This is a genomic window from Blautia sp. AF19-1, assembly GCF_003479155.1.
GTDB lineage: Bacteria > Bacillota > Clostridia > Lachnospirales > Lachnospiraceae > Fusicatenibacter > Fusicatenibacter saccharivorans.
On the sequence record NZ_QUGQ01000001.1, the window covers coordinates 1 to 17,490 of the forward strand.

The 17,490-nt window shown below is 47.9% G+C and carries 15 protein-coding genes and 2 pseudogenes; 3 read left to right on the plus strand and 14 right to left on the minus strand.

The annotated features are described in order from the left end of the window. Positions 1-71: 71 nt before the first annotated feature. The 3 genes from DWX26_RS00005 to yfcC form a co-directional block, all read right to left on the minus strand. Complete coding sequence (locus tag DWX26_RS00005) at positions 72-971, minus strand: endonuclease NucS domain-containing protein (protein WP_117509176.1); 900 nt, start codon at positions 969-971, stop codon at positions 72-74. 152 nt (positions 972-1,123) lie between these two features. Continuing rightward, positions 1,124-2,272: a beta-aspartyl-peptidase gene (gene iadA / locus DWX26_RS00010; protein ID WP_118600432.1), complete on the minus strand. Its 1,149-nt coding sequence runs from the start codon at positions 2,270-2,272 to the stop codon at positions 1,124-1,126. Between the two features lie 15 nt (positions 2,273-2,287). Continuing rightward, complete coding sequence (gene yfcC / locus DWX26_RS00015) at positions 2,288-3,808, minus strand: putative basic amino acid antiporter YfcC (RefSeq protein ID WP_118600434.1); 1,521 nt, start codon at positions 3,806-3,808, stop codon at positions 2,288-2,290. 240 nt (positions 3,809-4,048) lie between these two features. Between yfcC and DWX26_RS17805 the strand changes: the two are divergent. Then, positions 4,049-4,704, plus strand: a pseudogene (locus DWX26_RS17805) (SulP family inorganic anion transporter); the annotation flags it as partial. A gap of 198 nt (positions 4,705-4,902) precedes the next feature. Here DWX26_RS17805 and DWX26_RS17600 read toward each other — a convergent pair. From DWX26_RS17600 to DWX26_RS00050, 6 genes and pseudogenes are all read right to left on the minus strand, one after another. Next, positions 4,903-5,205: pseudogene (locus DWX26_RS17600) on the minus strand (MFS transporter); the annotation flags it as partial. A 32-nt stretch (positions 5,206-5,237) separates the two neighbouring features. Then, the gene (locus tag DWX26_RS00030; protein WP_118600436.1) at positions 5,238-7,100 is read right to left on the minus strand and encodes an AAA family ATPase; all 1,863 of its coding nucleotides are present in this window, start codon (positions 7,098-7,100) and stop codon (positions 5,238-5,240) included. A gap of 160 nt (positions 7,101-7,260) precedes the next feature. After that, positions 7,261-8,529 carry a DNA polymerase Y family protein gene (locus DWX26_RS00035; protein ID WP_118600438.1) on the minus strand — a complete coding sequence of 423 codons (1,269 nt, stop codon included), beginning with the start codon at positions 8,527-8,529 and terminating at the stop codon, positions 7,261-7,263. A gap of 32 nt (positions 8,530-8,561) precedes the next feature. Beyond that, a complete protein-coding gene (locus DWX26_RS00040; protein ID WP_118600440.1) occupies positions 8,562-8,861 on the minus strand; it encodes a DUF1294 domain-containing protein in 300 nt (99 codons plus the stop codon). A 76-nt stretch (positions 8,862-8,937) separates the two neighbouring features. After that, complete coding sequence (locus DWX26_RS00045; protein WP_118600442.1) at positions 8,938-9,390, minus strand: GtrA family protein; 453 nt, start codon at positions 9,388-9,390, stop codon at positions 8,938-8,940. Positions 9,391-9,544: 154 nt separating this feature from the next. Further along, on the minus strand, positions 9,545-9,949 hold the full coding sequence (locus tag DWX26_RS00050) for an ATP-binding cassette domain-containing protein (RefSeq protein ID WP_118600444.1): 405 nt from the start codon (positions 9,947-9,949) through the stop codon (positions 9,545-9,547). A 554-nt stretch (positions 9,950-10,503) separates the two neighbouring features. Between DWX26_RS00050 and DWX26_RS00060 the strand changes: the two genes are divergently transcribed. Further along, positions 10,504-11,874 (plus strand): MATE family efflux transporter, encoded by a 1,371-nt coding sequence (locus tag DWX26_RS00060; RefSeq protein ID WP_118600446.1) that lies wholly within the window; start codon positions 10,504-10,506, stop codon positions 11,872-11,874. A gap of 80 nt (positions 11,875-11,954) precedes the next feature. On the opposite strand, the gene DWX26_RS00065 is transcribed toward DWX26_RS00060, so the two are convergent. Together DWX26_RS00065 and DWX26_RS00070 are read right to left on the minus strand one after the other, a co-directional pair. Beyond that, positions 11,955-12,746, minus strand: coding sequence for a DUF3169 family protein (locus tag DWX26_RS00065; RefSeq protein WP_118600448.1), 792 nt, complete (start codon positions 12,744-12,746; stop codon positions 11,955-11,957). Then, entirely contained in the window at positions 12,743-12,952 is a 210-nt protein-coding gene (locus DWX26_RS00070) for a helix-turn-helix transcriptional regulator (protein WP_055228608.1), read from the minus strand. The genes DWX26_RS00065 and DWX26_RS00070 overlap by 4 nt, the downstream gene beginning before the upstream one ends. Before the next feature lie 258 nt (positions 12,953-13,210). Here DWX26_RS00070 and DWX26_RS00075 point away from each other — a divergent pair, with 258 nt between their 5' ends. Beyond that, the gene (locus tag DWX26_RS00075; protein WP_117814396.1) at positions 13,211-14,176 is read left to right on the plus strand and encodes an NYN domain-containing protein; all 966 of its coding nucleotides are present in this window, start codon (positions 13,211-13,213) and stop codon (positions 14,174-14,176) included. A 139-nt stretch (positions 14,177-14,315) separates the two neighbouring features. Here DWX26_RS00075 and DWX26_RS00080 read toward each other — a convergent pair whose 3' ends face one another. The 3 genes from DWX26_RS00080 to DWX26_RS00090 form a co-directional block, all read right to left on the minus strand. Continuing rightward, positions 14,316-14,750 carry a dUTP diphosphatase gene (locus tag DWX26_RS00080; RefSeq protein WP_022462938.1) on the minus strand — a complete coding sequence of 145 codons (435 nt, stop codon included), beginning with the start codon at positions 14,748-14,750 and terminating at the stop codon, positions 14,316-14,318. A gap of 27 nt (positions 14,751-14,777) precedes the next feature. Further along, the gene (nrdG, locus tag DWX26_RS00085; protein ID WP_118600450.1) at positions 14,778-15,272 is read right to left on the minus strand and encodes an anaerobic ribonucleoside-triphosphate reductase activating protein; all 495 of its coding nucleotides are present in this window, start codon (positions 15,270-15,272) and stop codon (positions 14,778-14,780) included. A 100-nt stretch (positions 15,273-15,372) separates the two neighbouring features. Beyond that, on the minus strand, positions 15,373-17,469 hold the full coding sequence (locus DWX26_RS00090; RefSeq protein ID WP_022462936.1) for a polyribonucleotide nucleotidyltransferase: 2,097 nt from the start codon (positions 17,467-17,469) through the stop codon (positions 15,373-15,375). Between the last annotated feature and the right edge of the window lie 21 nt (positions 17,470-17,490).

Consider the following 17,490-nt stretch of genomic DNA (forward strand, 5'->3'; position numbering starts at 1 on the left):
CGCCTCCTTTGATTTTGAGTTTGGCTTGCGACACCATTCTCATTCTATCACAGTCCAGTTTTTACCATGCTTTATAACGTCTCCTGATACGCCCGATCAATCAGCTTCTTTGCCTTCTGAAAGTCTTCTGCCGTCTTGATTGACACTTCTAGCTCCCCCGTTCCGTAATGTCCAATCCCGCGGGTATCTCTTGTGAATCCTTCTTCCAGTTCAACAGTGTCCGGGTCGAGTTTCATTCGGAGCAGGATCTGTTTGTTATAAATTTCAATGCAGAAAATGTTCTGCACTTTCTTATAGGCCAAATACAGCTTCAATTGGTTTGGAACAAGATCGTCTCCCAGCGATTCGATGTAGTCACAAAGCGCCGTATATAATGTTTTGAAATGGCTGCTTGCTGATGACAGCTTCTCTAAATGTGTTTTCTGTGTGTATGTACTACTTGTTGTTGAAATGGTTGATGTTTCCGTTACTGGCTTTGCCACCGGTGTGTTCAGATGTTCAAACAGCAACAGATCTTCCCCATATTTCCGATATTTCACCAACTTGATATTCCTCTGCATCTGATTCACTGCATGCACGTCGTATTTCGTAAAATCATTTGCAATACAAATCACACAAGGCACCGACCAATCAATCTGGTCTGCTACTTCCATACCCAGTTTTTCAATCACAAGCAGTTTGAAATCCGCTTTGTGATCCAAAAGCCAATCCAGATAGAATAATCCCTGATTAATTACGTTCTCGCTCGAGCTTCTCTTATACTCAAAAATCACTGGGCTATTATTTTCATCAATTCCGATGCTGTCCATTCTTCCGGATGTGATCATATATTCACTTTTCAGAAAACGAACGCCGAAAAATGTCTCCATGTTCTGCTCTATCGTTGTTTGCAGTTGTTTCTCCAATACTACCGTGGAAGAGGTGCGCTCTTTCACAACCGTTCCGACCTCAAAAAGTTTTATTTCCGACACTGCAATTTCTCCTTCCCTGTCGCAAGATATATGTTCATTATATCGTACCTTCTTACAAAATACTATTGTAAAACATTCTTTCCGCAGGCATTCCCATCAAAAAAGGCCGCAGCTCCGCAAAGCTGTGACCTTTTCCCAATATTACCAATATGCTATTTCCGATACACCGTCTTCCCCCGTGCAACGACTTCCTGAATCTCCATTCCCTGATCCAGTACGCAAAGATCTGCATCAAACCCTTCCTGGATTTTTCCTTTTCCTTTCAGTGACAGGATCTCTGCCGGGTTTGCCGTAATCGTCGAAATTGCGGTTTCCAGCGGAATTCCCGCTTTCTCCACGCATTCTTTTACTTCTTTCAGCAAACAGCTCGACTGGCCCATGCCCATCCGCAGGAATTCTCCCTTCTCATTAAAGATCGGCAGACTGCCCTGACCGTCGGATGAGATGGTGATGTGTTTCGGGTTCACGCCTGCATCCAGCATGCGGCGGATTCCTTTGCACACGCGGACTTCATCACAGACAGTTTCCCAGTAATCGATCTCTTCATTTCCGGTGAAATCGACCGCACCGCCCTTTACGGCGTATTCAATTGCCTTCTGGAACAGCTTCTCGTTCCGGTTGACATGGGTCGGGAGGAACTGGCTGGCCGGGATTTCGGTTTCGCTGATGACGCGTTCGATCAGCTCCATACATCTTGCACCGTCGCCAAGGTGGACATTGATCACTCCCGCTTTCCCGGAAAGAACACCTCCGAGGCGCGTGTCTGCTGCCAGTCGGGCGAATTCTTCGAAGGTCGGCTGTGAGGATCGGTGGTCCGAGATGGCGATTTCGCCGGTTCCGATAATTTCTTCGATCATCATGATATCTTTCGTAATTCCATCCGTCAGTGTACGCACCGGAACCTGATAGCTGCCGGTGTAGCACCAGGCGGACATGCCCTGCTCCCGGAGGCCTTTTGTTTTTGCCACGAGCGCGCACATGTCACGGCCAATGCCGTCAGTTCCGAGGCAGCCGACAACGGTTGTCACACCGAACTTGTTCAGGCCTTCCATCGTCGCCTCCGGGGTGCGGTTGGCAAAGCCGCCCTCGCCGCCTCCGCCGAGCACGTGAACATGGCAGTCGACAAAGCCAGGTGTCAGGACAAGTCCGGTTCCGTCTACGGTCTCCGTGCCAGAGAGCAGGCCGTCTGCCGTTATCGTGCCGGCATCTGCGATCTTGACAATTTTATCATACACAGTAAGAACGTCTTTTCTTCCGAGGTATTCCGGCGCATAGACGTCTATGTTCTGAAATAATATCATTTTCTCTCACTCCTCTTAAAATCCAATGGCAACCGCAATCAGAATCGTAATGACTGCTCCAATCATCAGTATCCCTAAGAATTTCCACATGAATTTGATCCAGTTCGACCACTCGATTTTTGCAATCGCCAGGGAGCCGATCAGGCAGCCGGAGGTCGGGACGATCAGGTTTGTGAAGGCATCACCGAGCTGGAACGCAAGGACGGATGTCTGGCGGGATACGCCGAGAAGATCCGCGAGCGGTGCCATGATCGGCATGGTGATCGCCGCCTGACCGGAGCCGGATACGACGAAGAAGTTGAAGACCGACTGGAACACATACATCAGCACGGCTGCGGCTGCACCGGAAAGACCGGCCAGTGCCTGTGAGATGCCGTACATAATGGTGTTGATAACGGTCGGTGTGGTCGGATCAGAACCGCCGAGCACCTGCATGATGCCCTGTGCCATCGCAACAACGAGTGCTGCGCCGATCAGGTCTTTTGCGCCGTCTTTGAAGGAAACGGCAATATCATTTACTTTCATGTCATTCAGATGGAAAATGACACCGATCACACCTGCCACAATTCCCATGATGAAGAACTGGGTTGCGATTTCGGCCATGTAATAGCCTTTTGCCATAACGCCCCAGATGACCCAGACAACGGTAACGGCCAGTGTTACCAGAACTAAGATATGGCCGATGCCGAAGGAATGGCCCTCGTCGATGCCTGTTTTTTCGTTCTGATCACGGAAATACTGGTCACTTTCGTAGGCAACGGAGATTTCCGGGGTCTTTTTGACTTTTGCTGCATAGAACATGGTCATGCCGCAGCCAAGAGCGGTGAACACCACCCACATCACCATACGGAAACCTGCGCCGGAGAAGACGTCAACGCCGGCGATTCCCTGTGCTATTCCGACAGAGAACGGGTTCATCCAGGAGGATCCGAAGCCGATCTGTGTTGCGACGTACGTGACAAGCACGGCAATGACCGTGTCGTATCCGACAGCGACGAACAGCGGGCAGAGGATCATGGTGAACGGAAGGGCCTCTTCTCCCATTCCGAACACGGCTCCGCCGAGGGAAAACAGGACGAAAAGGACCGGGATCAGCAGTTTTTCGGCTCCTTTTGCTTTACGGATCAGGCCGATCAGACCGGCTTCAACGGCTCCGGTGCGGATCATGATACCGAAAGCGCCGCCGACTACCATCAGAAATGCGATGATTTCGATGGCGGAGCTGCTGATAATTCCGTTATACATGTAATTGAAAAATCCGGTTCCGCCGTCGCCGCTGAACAGTGAAACGCCTTCTGTGACCGGTTTTCCTGCAGCATCGGTCAGATACTGGAAGCTTCCGTCTTTGATGACGGTACGGGTCTTTTCTACCCCGTTCATCAGGTACGTGACATCCTCCGTCTCGTAATAGCCTTTCGGGACGAGGAAGGTCATGACGGCCGCGATAACTACCACAAAAAAGATGATAATGTAGGTATCCGGCACGTCAAATCCCCTGTTGAATGATTTCAGGCCTTCGCCTTTCTTTTTGCTCATATTTTGAGATTTCCTCCATTTGATATTCTATTCTCGTTTTTAACGCGCATGGATTAGTGTACCATAGATCATAGAGGAAAGTCACTGAAAAAATCAAAAAAGTGACAGAAAAATTTTCCATTCGGATTTTTCTGCCGGCTGTGTGCAATGTCATGCATAACATGATTGTATAGAAAGGTAAACAATTCCTTTTAAGGTTTCCTGCTTCCCGTCTCTTATGCTATACTTGAAAGGTTCTTGCTTCCGGCGCTTCATCTGCCGGTTTTTGACATGAAACTGATTCAGTCGGCGATTCCAAATGCGTTTACGATCGCGGTGCTTGCGGCGATTGAGTCGCTTCTCTCCTGTGTTGTTGCGGACGGCATGATCAACAGCAAGCATCGTTCGGATACAGAGCTGATTGCACAGGGTGCCGGAAATATTGCTTCTGCGCTTTTCGGCGGTATTCCGGCTACGGGAGCGATTGCCAGAACGGCGGCAAATATCAAAAACGGCGGACGCACGCCGACAGCTGGGTCTATGTGGACGATGATTCCCCGGCGGTGGATGAACATCTGCAGAAGCTGCCGCTGGAAATCCGTGTATACGAGATCACAGGACCGCTCTTCTTTGGCGCGGCGGATGCGATTGAGCACATCGTGGTAAAGGATTTCACAAAATGTCTCGTTCTCCGGATGCGGAGCGTACCGGCGATCGACAGTACAGCCATGAATGCACTCCAGAATCTGACGAAGCTCTACGAATCGAAAGGGATCACCCTCGTCTTCTCTCATGTGAATGAGCAGCCGATGAAGGTGATGAAAAAATCCGGCTTTGTGGAGCTTGTCGGGGAAGAAAATTTCTGTTCGAATATTTCGGATGCATTAAAGCATGCGGAGGAGCTGATTTCGAGATAATGTGAAACTGCAGCTGCCGCAGCATCTGGTCTGTATCACCTGTGATCCTTTCTCCTTTATGCCGGATAGCTTCTACACATAAAAAAGGCCGCCGTGCTGAGTACTGACCTATGCTTTTCCGTTCATCACGCAGTTAATCTTTTTCTCATCGTAAAACATCAGTATCAGTCCGCCTGCGCCGCAGAATACAGCTGCACCGAATGCCGCATTGATCCAGCTGTTTTCATTCACCGGTGACCAAAACACCAGCACGGTGGAAAGTGCCAGCGGCAGGGACGTGCCTTTTAAGAACGGGATCCGCCGTCCTTTTTTGAAGTGCACCGATCTGACCAGGACGCAATCATCGGATCAGTGAATACATCAAAAATTCTTCCGAAGGCTGTGATCCCTCCAATGATGGTAAAAACCCCGAAGCCAGTTCGATATGATACCAGACAGCAGCGCCCATCCAAACTGGCCTGCTGCGAACTGCCATATCTTTGCCGTTGTTAATTTTTTCATTTTGCTTCCCCCTGTTTTGTCTTCTCCTGTTTTTATACTGTCCAAATTTTTACATTTTTTCCAGAAAAGGCGATTCCAAGTTTGATGACTTCCCTAACCCCTTCCTGCCGCATTTCTGCATCGTATCGCTGTGTTTCAATCTGGTTTAATGCTTCTTTCGCTAATTTTTTCAGTGTGTCTTCTGTAATCCCCTTTTTCCATTTTAGTTCCATCAGAATGCCAGGATACCGGAGTTCTCGCGGGAACAGGCTGATATCGTACCGTCCCTCTCCGAATTCCCGGTTGGATGTGATTTTATACTGTTGATCCAGCAATGCAATTAGTCCCAGTACCAGTCCATGGTAAAAACCTTCTGCGCCCGCATCGTAAAAACTGATCGACTTGTCCATATATTCTGCAATCGCACTCTGCAGCTTTTTCACGTCATTCGTATACAAACTTTCCGCAATCTGATCTGCTGTTGTCCTCGTTACTGCTCCAATCTGCAGCAGATAGGATAAAATCTCGGCTTTGTAAACTGCCGCAATCTCCCGGTTGGGGATAGATACCTCGCACAGATAAGCGCCGTCTGTCTGCAATTCTTTTTGGGGTGTCTTCAGATATCCGGCGACCAGGAGCAGACTATAAATACTTGCGGGCTCTTCCAGCAGTGACCAGTACACTACATTTTGATCAATTCTCGCAACTACTCGCTCTCCCTGCAGCAATGCATACAATTTCTCTATGACATCCTCTGTCGCTGCCTTCAGAACTTCTTCCAAAATTTCATTCTTTCCGGTGTTTACCCAATATGCCTTTGGAATGCACCCCTGTGCAATATAGTTGACCACGGACCAGGGATTGTAAATTTCTTCTGCGCCAAAAAGATATCCGTCATACCAGGTTTTAAGCTCTGCTTCTTTTTCGAGAGCACCGTAATCCCGCAGCATTTTATGGACTTCTGCACGGGTAAATCCAAAGTATTTATCATATGTCTCATCCAGAATGGAATTTACCGTCAGATTATTCAGACCACTGAATATACTTTCCTGTGCAATCCGCAGAATTCCAGTTAAAAAACCGTACGACAGATGCCGGTTGTCTTTGAATGCGCCGGAAAAGAAATTCCACATAAATCCAACAATTTCTTCATAAAACTTTTTCGAATAGCCTTCCTGAATCGGTGCATCATATTCATCGATCATAATGATCGGTGCTTTTCCATAATGTTCATGAAGCATTTTGGAAAGTTTCTGCAGAGACGAAGAAAGTTCTACTTCATTTGCCTGACCTTCCAGTATTTTCCGAAAATAATCCTTCTCATATAGTTCTAGTTTCTCACTCGTTCCAAGTTCCTTATGTCTGCCGAACTCTTCCTGTACCAGCTCTGCAATTTTTGCAAAAGTCAGTTCCCAGGACGCAAATTTTATATCTTTAAACGTCAGAAAAATAACCGGATATTTTCCCTGATGCTCTCGGTATTCTTCTCCACATCTCCAGATTTCTTTGTCCCGGAAATACTGGCTGGTATCTGTATCGGAAATTTCAAAGAAAACGCGAAGCATATCCATATTCAACGTCTTTCCAAATCGTCTCGGCCGCGTAAACAGTGATACCAGTGGTTTTCGATCCAGAAATTCTTTGATCATTCCTGTCTTGTCCACATAATAATATTCCGACTGTGCCCGTACGTAACCAGATATTCCGATCGGGAGTGGCTTTCTTGCTTCTTTTTCCTCTTTTTTTACATACTTTCCTGACAGTACTCTGCCATCCACTGGTTTTTCTGCCTCATCCGGAATGCGCCAGCTTTTTCCTTCTTTTACGGCTCCTGGAATTTTACCTGTTTTGCAGAAAGTTGTTACAGTGCGTTCCGTAACGCCCCATAGCTTTGCCATTTCCTTGCATGTTTTCATTCGTTCCCTCCTTTCCAGTGTGCTTCTTTCCGATTATTATATCTTATTTTCAGAAATATATCAATTGTTGTATTTTCATTTTTCCGAATATTATCGTTGTTTTGCTTTATTTTCAAAGAAGGCAGCGTTTTTCTCCGCTGCCTTCTTTGAAGATTATTTTTCAGTTTTCCGCATCATTTTTCATCTGTGCCTTCGCTTTTCTTGCAATTCCCTGTGCTCCGTTCAGGATGCTTGCGCGGGTGACTTTGTCGTTGCCGTATTTCTGGCGGATTGCGTCGAGGGCGGCATCGAGTTTACGGCTTTTCTCCTTCTTTTCGGGATCTTCGAAGAGGGAGAGCTGTTCGAAATCGTCTTCGGTAAGGCCGGTTACGGAGACACCGATCAGGCGGAGGGGCTCTCCTTTCCAGGATTCGCGGAAGAGCTGTTTGGCGCAGCGGTAGATTTCATCTGTGATATCGGTCGCATTTGGAAGTTTTGTCTGGTGTGAGCGGTTTCGGAAATCGAGGGTGCGGAAGGTTATGGAAACGGAGGTGCATTTTTTCTTTTTCCGACGCATGCGGGCGGCCACGATGTCACACTGGGCGAGAAGAATCGGGTCGACCTGTTCGATAGAGACGATGTCCTCGTTAAAGGTCGTCTCTGCGCTGAAGCCTTTCGCCTCATCGGGCTGTGCTTTTACGGGGGAATCGTCGATGCCGCGGGCGTACTGGTACAGCTGATGGCCGTTTTTATTGCCAATCAGGGTCTGAATATCAGTTTCCCATGCATGTGCCAGATCTCCGATCGTGCGGATTCCGGCCTCGGTCAGCTTCTTTTCGGACGCTTTGCCGAGAAACAAAAGCTCGCGTACCGGAAGAGGCCACATCTTCGCAGGGATTTCTTCTGGAAACAGGGTATGCACTTTGTTCGGTTTTTCGAAATCGGACGCCATTTTGGCCAGGAGTTTATTTGTGGAGATTCCAATATTGACGGTAAATCCAAGCTCCTCGTAAATCCGGTCCTTGATTTCGTGCGCCGCCGCAATCGGGTCCGGATACAGAAGGGAAGTTCCCGTCATATCGAGGAATACCTCATCGATCGAAAAGGATTCCATGACCGGGGTGTAGGAGGCGCAGATTTTCTTGAAGGCACGGGAACACCTGACGTAGAGGTCGAAATCACTCGGGACAATGACCATGTTCGGACATTTCCGCAGTGCCATTGCCACAGGTTCACCGGTCTGGACACCGCATTTTTTCGCCGGGATCGACTTTGCCACAACGATTCCTGTCCGCTTCGTCGGATCGCCGCCGATACAGGCAGGAATGTCCCGCAGATCCGGCAGTCCCTCTTGGATCCGCCGCACCGACTCCCAGGATAAAAAGGCGCTGTTGACATCTACGTGAAAAATCAGGCGTTCTGTTGTCGCCTTCGTTTGTTCTTCTCTCATTTTTTTAACCCTCTTTCAAATTCTGCTGCTCTCTATGCAAAAAACAGCAGACCTGCTTTTGCCAGAAAGAAAAGAAGAAGGATCTGCGCCGCCAGCATCAGCGGGACTCCACTCGTGAATTTCTTTTTTCTTGTCTTGTGATGAAACAGGTGCATGCCCAGCAAGGCTCCCACCGAGCCGCCGGCTGCCGCAAGTCCAAGCAAGGTGGAAACGCGGATTCTCCATTTTCCCCGCACCGCACTTCGTTTGTCGATTCCATAGACTGCTATGGTAATGATATTAATACAAATCAGGTAACTCCACAATACTGTCTGTAAGATCGAATGTTCCATTTTTTATGCACCAGCCTTTCTTTTTTCAAAAAAGGCAGCGTTTTTCTCCGCTGCCTTTTTCAAACTCTTTTCAAAATTACTTTTTCTCCAGAAATATTTTTCTGGTCACAAAATTGTATACCATAACAATCGCCGTCGCGAATACTTTCGCGATTGTGTAGATCAGGTTATGGCCTATGTTCTGCTGCAGTGCAACATTACCGCCGTAGATCGGGCCTACGACGATCCAGATCAGGAAACTGTTGAGCAGCATGCCGATCAGGGAAAGGACAACGAAGGTGATGAACTCGACTTTTTTGTTCATGTCTTCTTTCCGCTCAAAGACAAATTTGAAGCTTAAAATGTAATTTGCAATGACCGATACGGTAAATCCGGCAACGGAACCGATGAGGGATGCCGCTTCAAAGTAAGAGCTGGAAGTCAGCGCCATCACAAGATTCAGGACAATAAGACCGGTCACGTAGTCGATGCCGAAGCTGATAAAGCCGACGATACCGAATTTCACAATCTGTGCAAATAATTTCTTCATGTTTTTCCTCTTGTTTCTTCTATTATTTTCGAGTCAACGACTCTATGAGAATACCATATCACGGCAGCTTTTTCAAGTTTCCGTATTGTTTTTCCCCACGGCAAAAACGCCGGATTTCACATACAAACATGAAATCCGGCGTCTTTGAATTTCTCTAAATCTCCCGTTTCTCCATAAATCTTACACTGATCCCATACGAAATCAGCACAACTGCGATGCTTACCGCAAAAATTCCCGCCTGTCCAGGAACGGTTCCCATGATGGTGCCAAGCAGCTCCGCGATCGTAAACTGCCCGTTGAAGCCCGACTCTGCCAGCGATACACCGATTTTCTGCCGGTCCTGCAGTGTGATCTCTGTGATCGGTTTTCCAAAGAGTTCGATCGTTCCGCTCTCCGCTTTTACAAGGCCGAGCATCAGGCGGATCGCCGTGCTCTTTCCTGCTCCGTTTTTTCCGATGAGTCCGGTGATTCTTCCCTCCGGAACTTCGGTCCGTTTTGAGCCCGGTGAAGAAAAAGAGATGAAAAAGCTCGATTTTGACCAGCGAATTTCCGCATCCATCCACAACCATCATCACTGATGCGGTTTTTGTCCGTACCTTCGGAAGAATGGGCCGACCTCTTTTCGCGGGCAGGCTCATTCCGTATCTTATGATTTTCAGGAGACTTTTTATGTCCGAACTTAATTTTTATCTTCTTCAGATCAACGATGCTTTATTTCCAATCGGTGCGTATTCACACTCGCAGGGACTCGAGACGTAAATCTCTTTCTCTCACGATCGGAGCACGCAGATACCCTTCTGGAGGAAATCCGGGAATTTCTTGCCTTCGATCCGAAAATTGACGGCGGCGCAACTATACTTTCCTGCGGTGATCTTGCAGTTCGTATTTTCGGTCTACGCGCGCAAAGGCTGCAGCAAATGGCGGAAAAAATAAAGTCTGCATATGAAAAATTTTTATAACTGTCTATTCAAGTCGTTCACTTTTCCCTTCGTCAAATTTCGCAGAAAAAATGTCAAAATAAGGATATGACAACCTCTTCAGAATGTGATAAAATAACTTTCGTTTTAAACGAAGATAAAACTTATTTTACCATCATTTCGAGGAGGTTTTCTCATGGAAAAAGACATGACAAAGGGAAGTCCGCTTCCGGTCATTCTGCAGTTTACGCTGCCGCTGATTATCGGAAATATTTTCCAGCAGCTCTACAACATGGCAGACACGATTATCGTTGGCCGATATGTCGGAGCGGATGCACTGGCTGCAGTTGGTTCTACGGGAACGATTATGTTCCTGGTGCTTGGATTTGCGCAGGGCATCACAGCAGGCTTTACGGTTCTAACATCGCAACGGTTCGGTGCAAAGGATACGCGCGGAGTAAAGCGAAGTGTGGCAAACGGCATTCTACTGGCTCTCCTTTTCACGGTTGTCCTGACATTCTTCAGCATGATCTCCATGCGGCCGTTGCTGCATCTCATGAACACACCGGAAAATATTTTTCAGGACGCTTATACCTATATTATGATTATTTGCGGTGGCCTGATCGCTACGATTTTTTACAATCTGCTTTCCTCCTATCTGCGTGCAGTAGGAAACAGCCAGACTCCGCTGATGTTCCTGATTTTTTCGGCTGTATTAAATGTTCTTCTGGATCTGCTTCTCATCATTCGTTTTAAAATGGGCGTTGCGGGAGCCGGATATGCAACCGTTTTCTCTCAGGGAATTTCTGCTGTGCTCTGTCTTTTTTATATTTATCGCTCCATGCCGGATATGTGGCCGGAAAAACACCACTGGAAGCTTCATGCGGCAGATTCCCGCCATCAGCTCTCGATGGGCATTCCGATGGCACTCCAGTTTGCCATCACCGCATCCGGTACAATGATTATGCAGGCTGCCATTAACCTGTTCGGCTCGGAGGCGGTTGCCGCTTTTACGGCGGCCTGTAAGCTGCAGAATCTGGTCACACAGGGCTTTTCCGCAATGGGACAGACGATGGCAACCTACAGCGGGCAAAATTTCGGAAAGGGCGATATTCCACGGATTAAAAAGGGAGTTCGCGCTGCACTTCTGACTTCCATCACATATTCGATCGCAGCCGCTGTTCTCGTCTTCCTTCTTCTGAAGCCATGTCTTTCCCTCTTCTTCTCGGGTGATGTCGATATGGCCGCCATGATGCCATGGGCAAAGACTTATTCCTATATGTGTGCTCTTTTTTATGTACCGCTCTGTACCATCTTTATTTTCCGAAATGCAATGCAGGGTTGCGGCTACGGCTTTCTGCCTATGATGGGCGGTGTTTCTGAACTCTTTGCGCGCCTTATTGTAGCTGTGATTGCCATGAAAGTCATCAGCTACCCGCTCGCCTGCTTCTGTGACCCGGCAGCCTGGGTGACGGCAGCTGTCTTTACCGGTGTTTCGTATCTGTTTGTCATGAAGGATATCGACAAAAAGTATAATTCAAAGATACCGACGGCTCCGATCAGCTGACATTTTTCATACCAAACGCAAAACTGCGCGGAATGCACGATTCTGAAATGCATTCCACGCAGTTTTTTGTATTTACAGGATTACAGATTCAGTTTTGCTTTCTGCAGACTTACACAGGAACGATGATATGTGAGTGTCATCGTCAGATAAATGACGCCCACGACAATGACTGCGAGAATACCGGTATGGAACACCAGATGCAGGATCATCGTCGCACACAGCAGGATCTGAATCATCTTGCCCAGCGCCATATAGGCCTTATAGGCACTCTGATATACCATCTCTTTTTCTGCCTCATCGCAGCTTGCCATCCAGTCTTTCTGGAAGTTTTTTGAGTTCATATCGCCTCTCTTCTCCGGGTGAGCTGCCTGAACCATTTTTACATAACGCATCTGATAATAGCCATAGAGAAAGAAGTTGATACAAAACAGAGCACAGGTTGCCAGGAATCCGGCGAGCTCTTTTCCCGATGCTTCTTCCAGCCAGGAACGGGAAAAGGTAAATGTCAGCACGATGATATCGCAGACCTGCGAAATCACATTGCAGCTCATCAGCATCGCGCCGTATTTCTCTTCTTCATAGCTTAAGACTTCGTACTGTTCATCCTCTGCTTCTTCGAGATGCTTCATCGTATCCTTTAATTTCCGGCTGTAAAATTCCATCAGGACAATGCTTACAACGAAAATTACCGCAATGATCGGCAGTGCCAGCGGGCGGACCAGATCGCTCAGATCACTCATGCCATTTTTCACTCCGAACGTCATAAAAATTCCGACAAAAAAACCGCAGACTCCGCCGATTCCCAGATAAATCAGCATCCGTTTCATCAACTTTCCGTAGGAATTTGGTTTGTTCCCCTGTTTTTCTTTCATGGTTCATCCTCCTCATATTGAAAAATATCTTCTACTTTTACTTCACAGATTTTTGCAAGTTTTAATGCCAGTGTCACCGACGGTGAATAGTCTCCCCGCTCGATCAGGCTGATGGTCTGTCTCGATACTCCCGCCATTTTTCCAAGGTCGGTTTGGTTGATGCCAAGCTTCGAACGGTACTCTTTTAACTGATTGTACAGCGGCATCGCAGTATCCCCTTTCACTTTGTTTTTAGATGAGCTCTCTATTTGACAACTTTTCTTGTCATCTACTACTCTACTATTGACAACTTTATTTGTCAATAGTTTTGACAAGTTTTTTTGTCATTGTCAAGCGGATATTCGCAATGGAAGCAGGGGACTTACTTGATTCGGTTAAACTCCCGGTTGATTTGTAGGCCGAAATGTACTAAACTAGAGATATCTATTTTCGTAACTATTCAAGCCGCAGAAAGGACAGAATCTATGGAACAGAAAGACAGCCGGTTTGCCGTATTGATCGATGCGGACAATGTTTCCCCGAAATACATCAAATATATCCTGGACGAGGTTTCGGACCAGGGTGTTGCCACGTACAAACGGATCTACGGGGACTGGACCGATATCTCGAAAAAGAGCTGGAAAGAGCAGCTTTTGCGCTACTCGATCAATCCGATCCAGCAGTACAGCAATACGAACGGAAAAAATTCAACTGACTCCGCGATGATCATCGATGCCATGGACATCCTCTACTCCGGAAATGTGGAGGGCTTCTGCCTGGTTTCTTCGGACTCTGATTTTACCAAGCTGGCGCAGCGTCTGCGTGAATCCGGCATGTTTGTGCTCGGCATGGGCGAGCAGAAAACCCCTTCTTCCTTCCGCGTTGCGTGCGATGCCTTTAAAATTCTCGAAATCATTTCCCAGAACGAGGACGATATCTCCCCTGCGATTACCGCTGTCTCGGAAAATCCGGCGCGCTACGGCACTTCTCAGGACGAAACCCCTTCCATTACAAGCAAGGCAGAAATCGAGCGGACGGTTTCCCGTGTACTGACAGAGAACAATGATCACGGAAAAAATACGACACTTAGTGAGATCGGCAGTATCCTGCAGAAGAAATTCTCAGAGTTTGACGTTCGAAATTACGGTTATTCCAAACTTTCCACGTTTCTAGAAAGCATGAACGATATCGAAGTGCTGAAAACCGGTCATAATTACCTCGTAAAGGAACGCCAGAACACCGTATCGCGCCAGCAGATCGAAAAATGTATCACGGATCTGATCTGCTCCAACGGAGGCCATATCGACAACCTCAGCATTATTCACGATGCCCTGCGGAACCGTTTCCCGGGCTTCGATGTGAAGCAGTATGGGTATAGCAGGATTTCAAGTTTTATCAACAGTTTCAAAAAATTCAAAATCACAAACAATACGGTACAGATGAAACAATAGCATTCAAAACATAAACCAGATTCGCCGGATCCGGATCGTGTTTGATATACCATGTACATGTTTGGTGTGCCCGCAACAAAAAGCCCCCGGAAATGTCAGATTTTCTGACACCCGGAGGCTCTTTTTATTTCGTCTGTTGTTATCTTTTTCCTGTACTTCCAATTCCGCCGCGGTCCTCGCCGTTTAAGTGGTCAACTTCTTCAAAGCCGATGGTCGGCTGGTGTTTCTCGATGCGGAACTGGCAGATGCGGTCATTCACATGAATCACGGTGTCGCGCAGGGCATACGCCGGCATGTAGAACCAGTCGTTCGGTCCGCAGTAGCTCTCGTCGATGATACCGCAGTGGTTCGTCTGGATAATACCGAAGTTCTTGAAGGTGCTGCTTCTCGGCACAATATGCGCCTCATAGCCTTCCGGCAGCTGCATGGCAACGCCGAGGTGGATCAGCTTGAATTCTCCGGCCTTTAACTCCACTTCCTCTGCTGCGCGCAGATCGATCCAGTCGGACTTTCCGTCGATATAGCGCAGGCGCTCAATTTCATCGTTTAAATACTGAATTTTAATGGTTTCCATAAAGCGTCTCCTTTTCTTTTTGCGTGACTACTTTTCGCCGAACAGTACGACTTCGCCGCGTGCTCTCGTCTTTTTCACATCAATGACTCTCTGATTCTGGCTACCCTTCCATTCCAGGGTAACGTCCCTCTGGGCAAGAATAAAGCGGCCGTCCACAACCACGTCCGTGTAATCCATCAGTTCCAGATCACAGACGGATTCCCACTCATATCCGGTGTAAACCCAGATATCTTTTTTCGGATATCTTTCCTTGATCTCTTTTGCCAGAGCCGTCACATCCGCCCGGTTTGCCTCATACAGCGGATCTCCGCCGGAGAAGGTGATGCCGGAAATGTAGTCCTTGTCCAGCTGTTCAAAAATTTCTGCCTTTGCCGCGTCATCAAACGGGATGCCGCCATTTGGATCCCAGGTAATCGGATTCTGACATCCCTTGCAGTGATGACCACATCCGGCGACCCAGAGCACGACGCGCAGGCCGTCTCCGTTCAGCATATCGTCTTTCGTTATATTATGGTATCTCATAGCTTTCACTCCTATTGGACATAAGAAAACACAGAAAAACGAACCGTTTTACAGATCCCTTTTTCTGTGTTCCCCGCTCTTTATCGTCTGGCAGATCTATTTATTTCGCGTCTGCCGGAACATCCTTGATACTGAAGCTTACACGGCCCATTTTATCTTTGCCCATGCAGACTACTTTTACAACATCGCCAAGGCTGACAACGTCTTCTACTTTCTCAACACGCTGTTTGGCGAGCTTGGAGATGTGTACCAGACCTTCTTTTCCAGGTGCGAATTCAAGGAAAGCACCGAAGTCTTTGATGCTGACAACTTTTCCGGTCAGGATCTGTCCCTCGGTAAAGTCGCTTGCGATGATCTCGATATATTTCTTTGCCTGATCCATCATAGCCTGCTCGGTTCCGCAGATGGAAACTGCACCGTCATCTGTGATGTCGATCTTTACGCCGGTCTCATCGATGATGGCGTTGATGGTCTTTCCTCTCTGGCCGACAACTTCACCGATCTTCTGCGGGTCGATCATCATCTGGATGATCTTCGGAGCGAACTCGCCGACCGTCTTACGCGGCTCTGCGATCGCTTTCTCCATAACCTCGGTCAGGATGTACTCTCTTGCCTGTTTCGTTCTGGCAATCGCCTCTTCTACGATCTGACGGGTCAGTCCATGGATCTTGATATCCATCTGGATTGCAGTGATTCCGTCGTGGGTACCAGCTACCTTAAAGTCCATGTCGCCGAAGAAGTCTTCGAGACCCTGGATATCGGTCAGTACGAGGTAATCATCATCGGTCTCGCCTGTTACCAGACCGCAGGAGATACCTGCAACCGGTTTTTTGATCGGTACACCGGCAGCCATCAGAGACATGGTGGATGCACAGATACTTGCCTGGGAAGTAGAACCGTTAGATTCGAAGGTCTCGGATACGGTACGGATTGCGTACGGGAACTCTTCCTCGGTCGGAAGTACCGGAACCAGGGCACGTTCTGCCAGAGCACCATGGCCGATCTCACGGCGTCCCGGTCCGCGGGACGGTTTTGTCTCACCTACAGAGTAGGACGGGAAGTTGTACTGATGCATGTAACGTTTGGAGGTCTCGAACTCATCCAGTCCGTCCAGTTTCTGTGCTTCGGAAAGCGGAGCCAGTGTTGTTACGTTGCAGATCTGAGTCTGTCCACGGGTGAACATAGCGGAACCATGAACACGCGGGATAATGTCAACCTCTGCTGCCAGAGGACGGATTTCTGTGATCGCACGGCCGTCCGGACGTTTGTGGTCTTTTAAGATCATCTTACGAACGGTCTTTTTCTGATACTGGTAAACAGCCTCGCCTAATACTGCCAGCCACTCTTCGTTGTCGGCAAATGCCTCCTCGAGTTTCTCGGTGATGACGCGGATGTTTTCTTCTCTTGTCTGTTTGTCATCGCTGAAAACAGCCTCTTCCATCTCTGCCGGAGGAACGATCTCTTTGATCGCTGCAAACAGCTCTTCCGGAATAGCGCAGCTCTCATAAGCGTGTTTCGGTTTTCCAACCTCTGCTACGATGCTGTCGATGAATTTGATGATTTCCTGGTTTACTTCGTGTGCTTTGTAGATGGCGTCGATCATTTTTGCTTCCGGAATCTCTTTTGCTCCGGCTTCGATCATGATGACTTTCTCTCTGGTGGAAGCTACGGTCAGTTTCAGGTCGGATACGGCTTTCTGTGCGAGAGTCGGGTTTACGATGAACTCGCCGTCGATCATACCGATCTGAGTCATGGCACACGGACCGTCAAACGGGATGTCGGAAATGCAGGTTGCGATTGCGGAACCCAGCATTGCGACTACTTCCGGATCACACTCCGGATCTACGGACATTACCATGTTGTTTAATGTAACATCGTTGCGGTAATCTTTTGGGAACAGCGGACGCATCGGACGGTCAATGACACGGCTGGTCAGAATTGCGTGCTCGCTTGCTTTTCCTTCTCTTTTGTTGAATCCGCCCGGGATTTTTCCAACGGCGTACATCTTCTCTTCGTACTCAACGCTTAATGGGAAGAAGTCAATGCCGTCACGCGGTTTCTCAGATGCGGTTGCTGTAGAAAGAACTACAGTATCGCCATAATGCATAAATGCTGCGCCGTTTGCCTGTTTTGCTACACGGCCTACGTCTACGGTCAGGGTTCTGCCTGCCAGTTCCATAGAAAAACTCTTGTACATAAATAATCTCCTTTTTTTCTT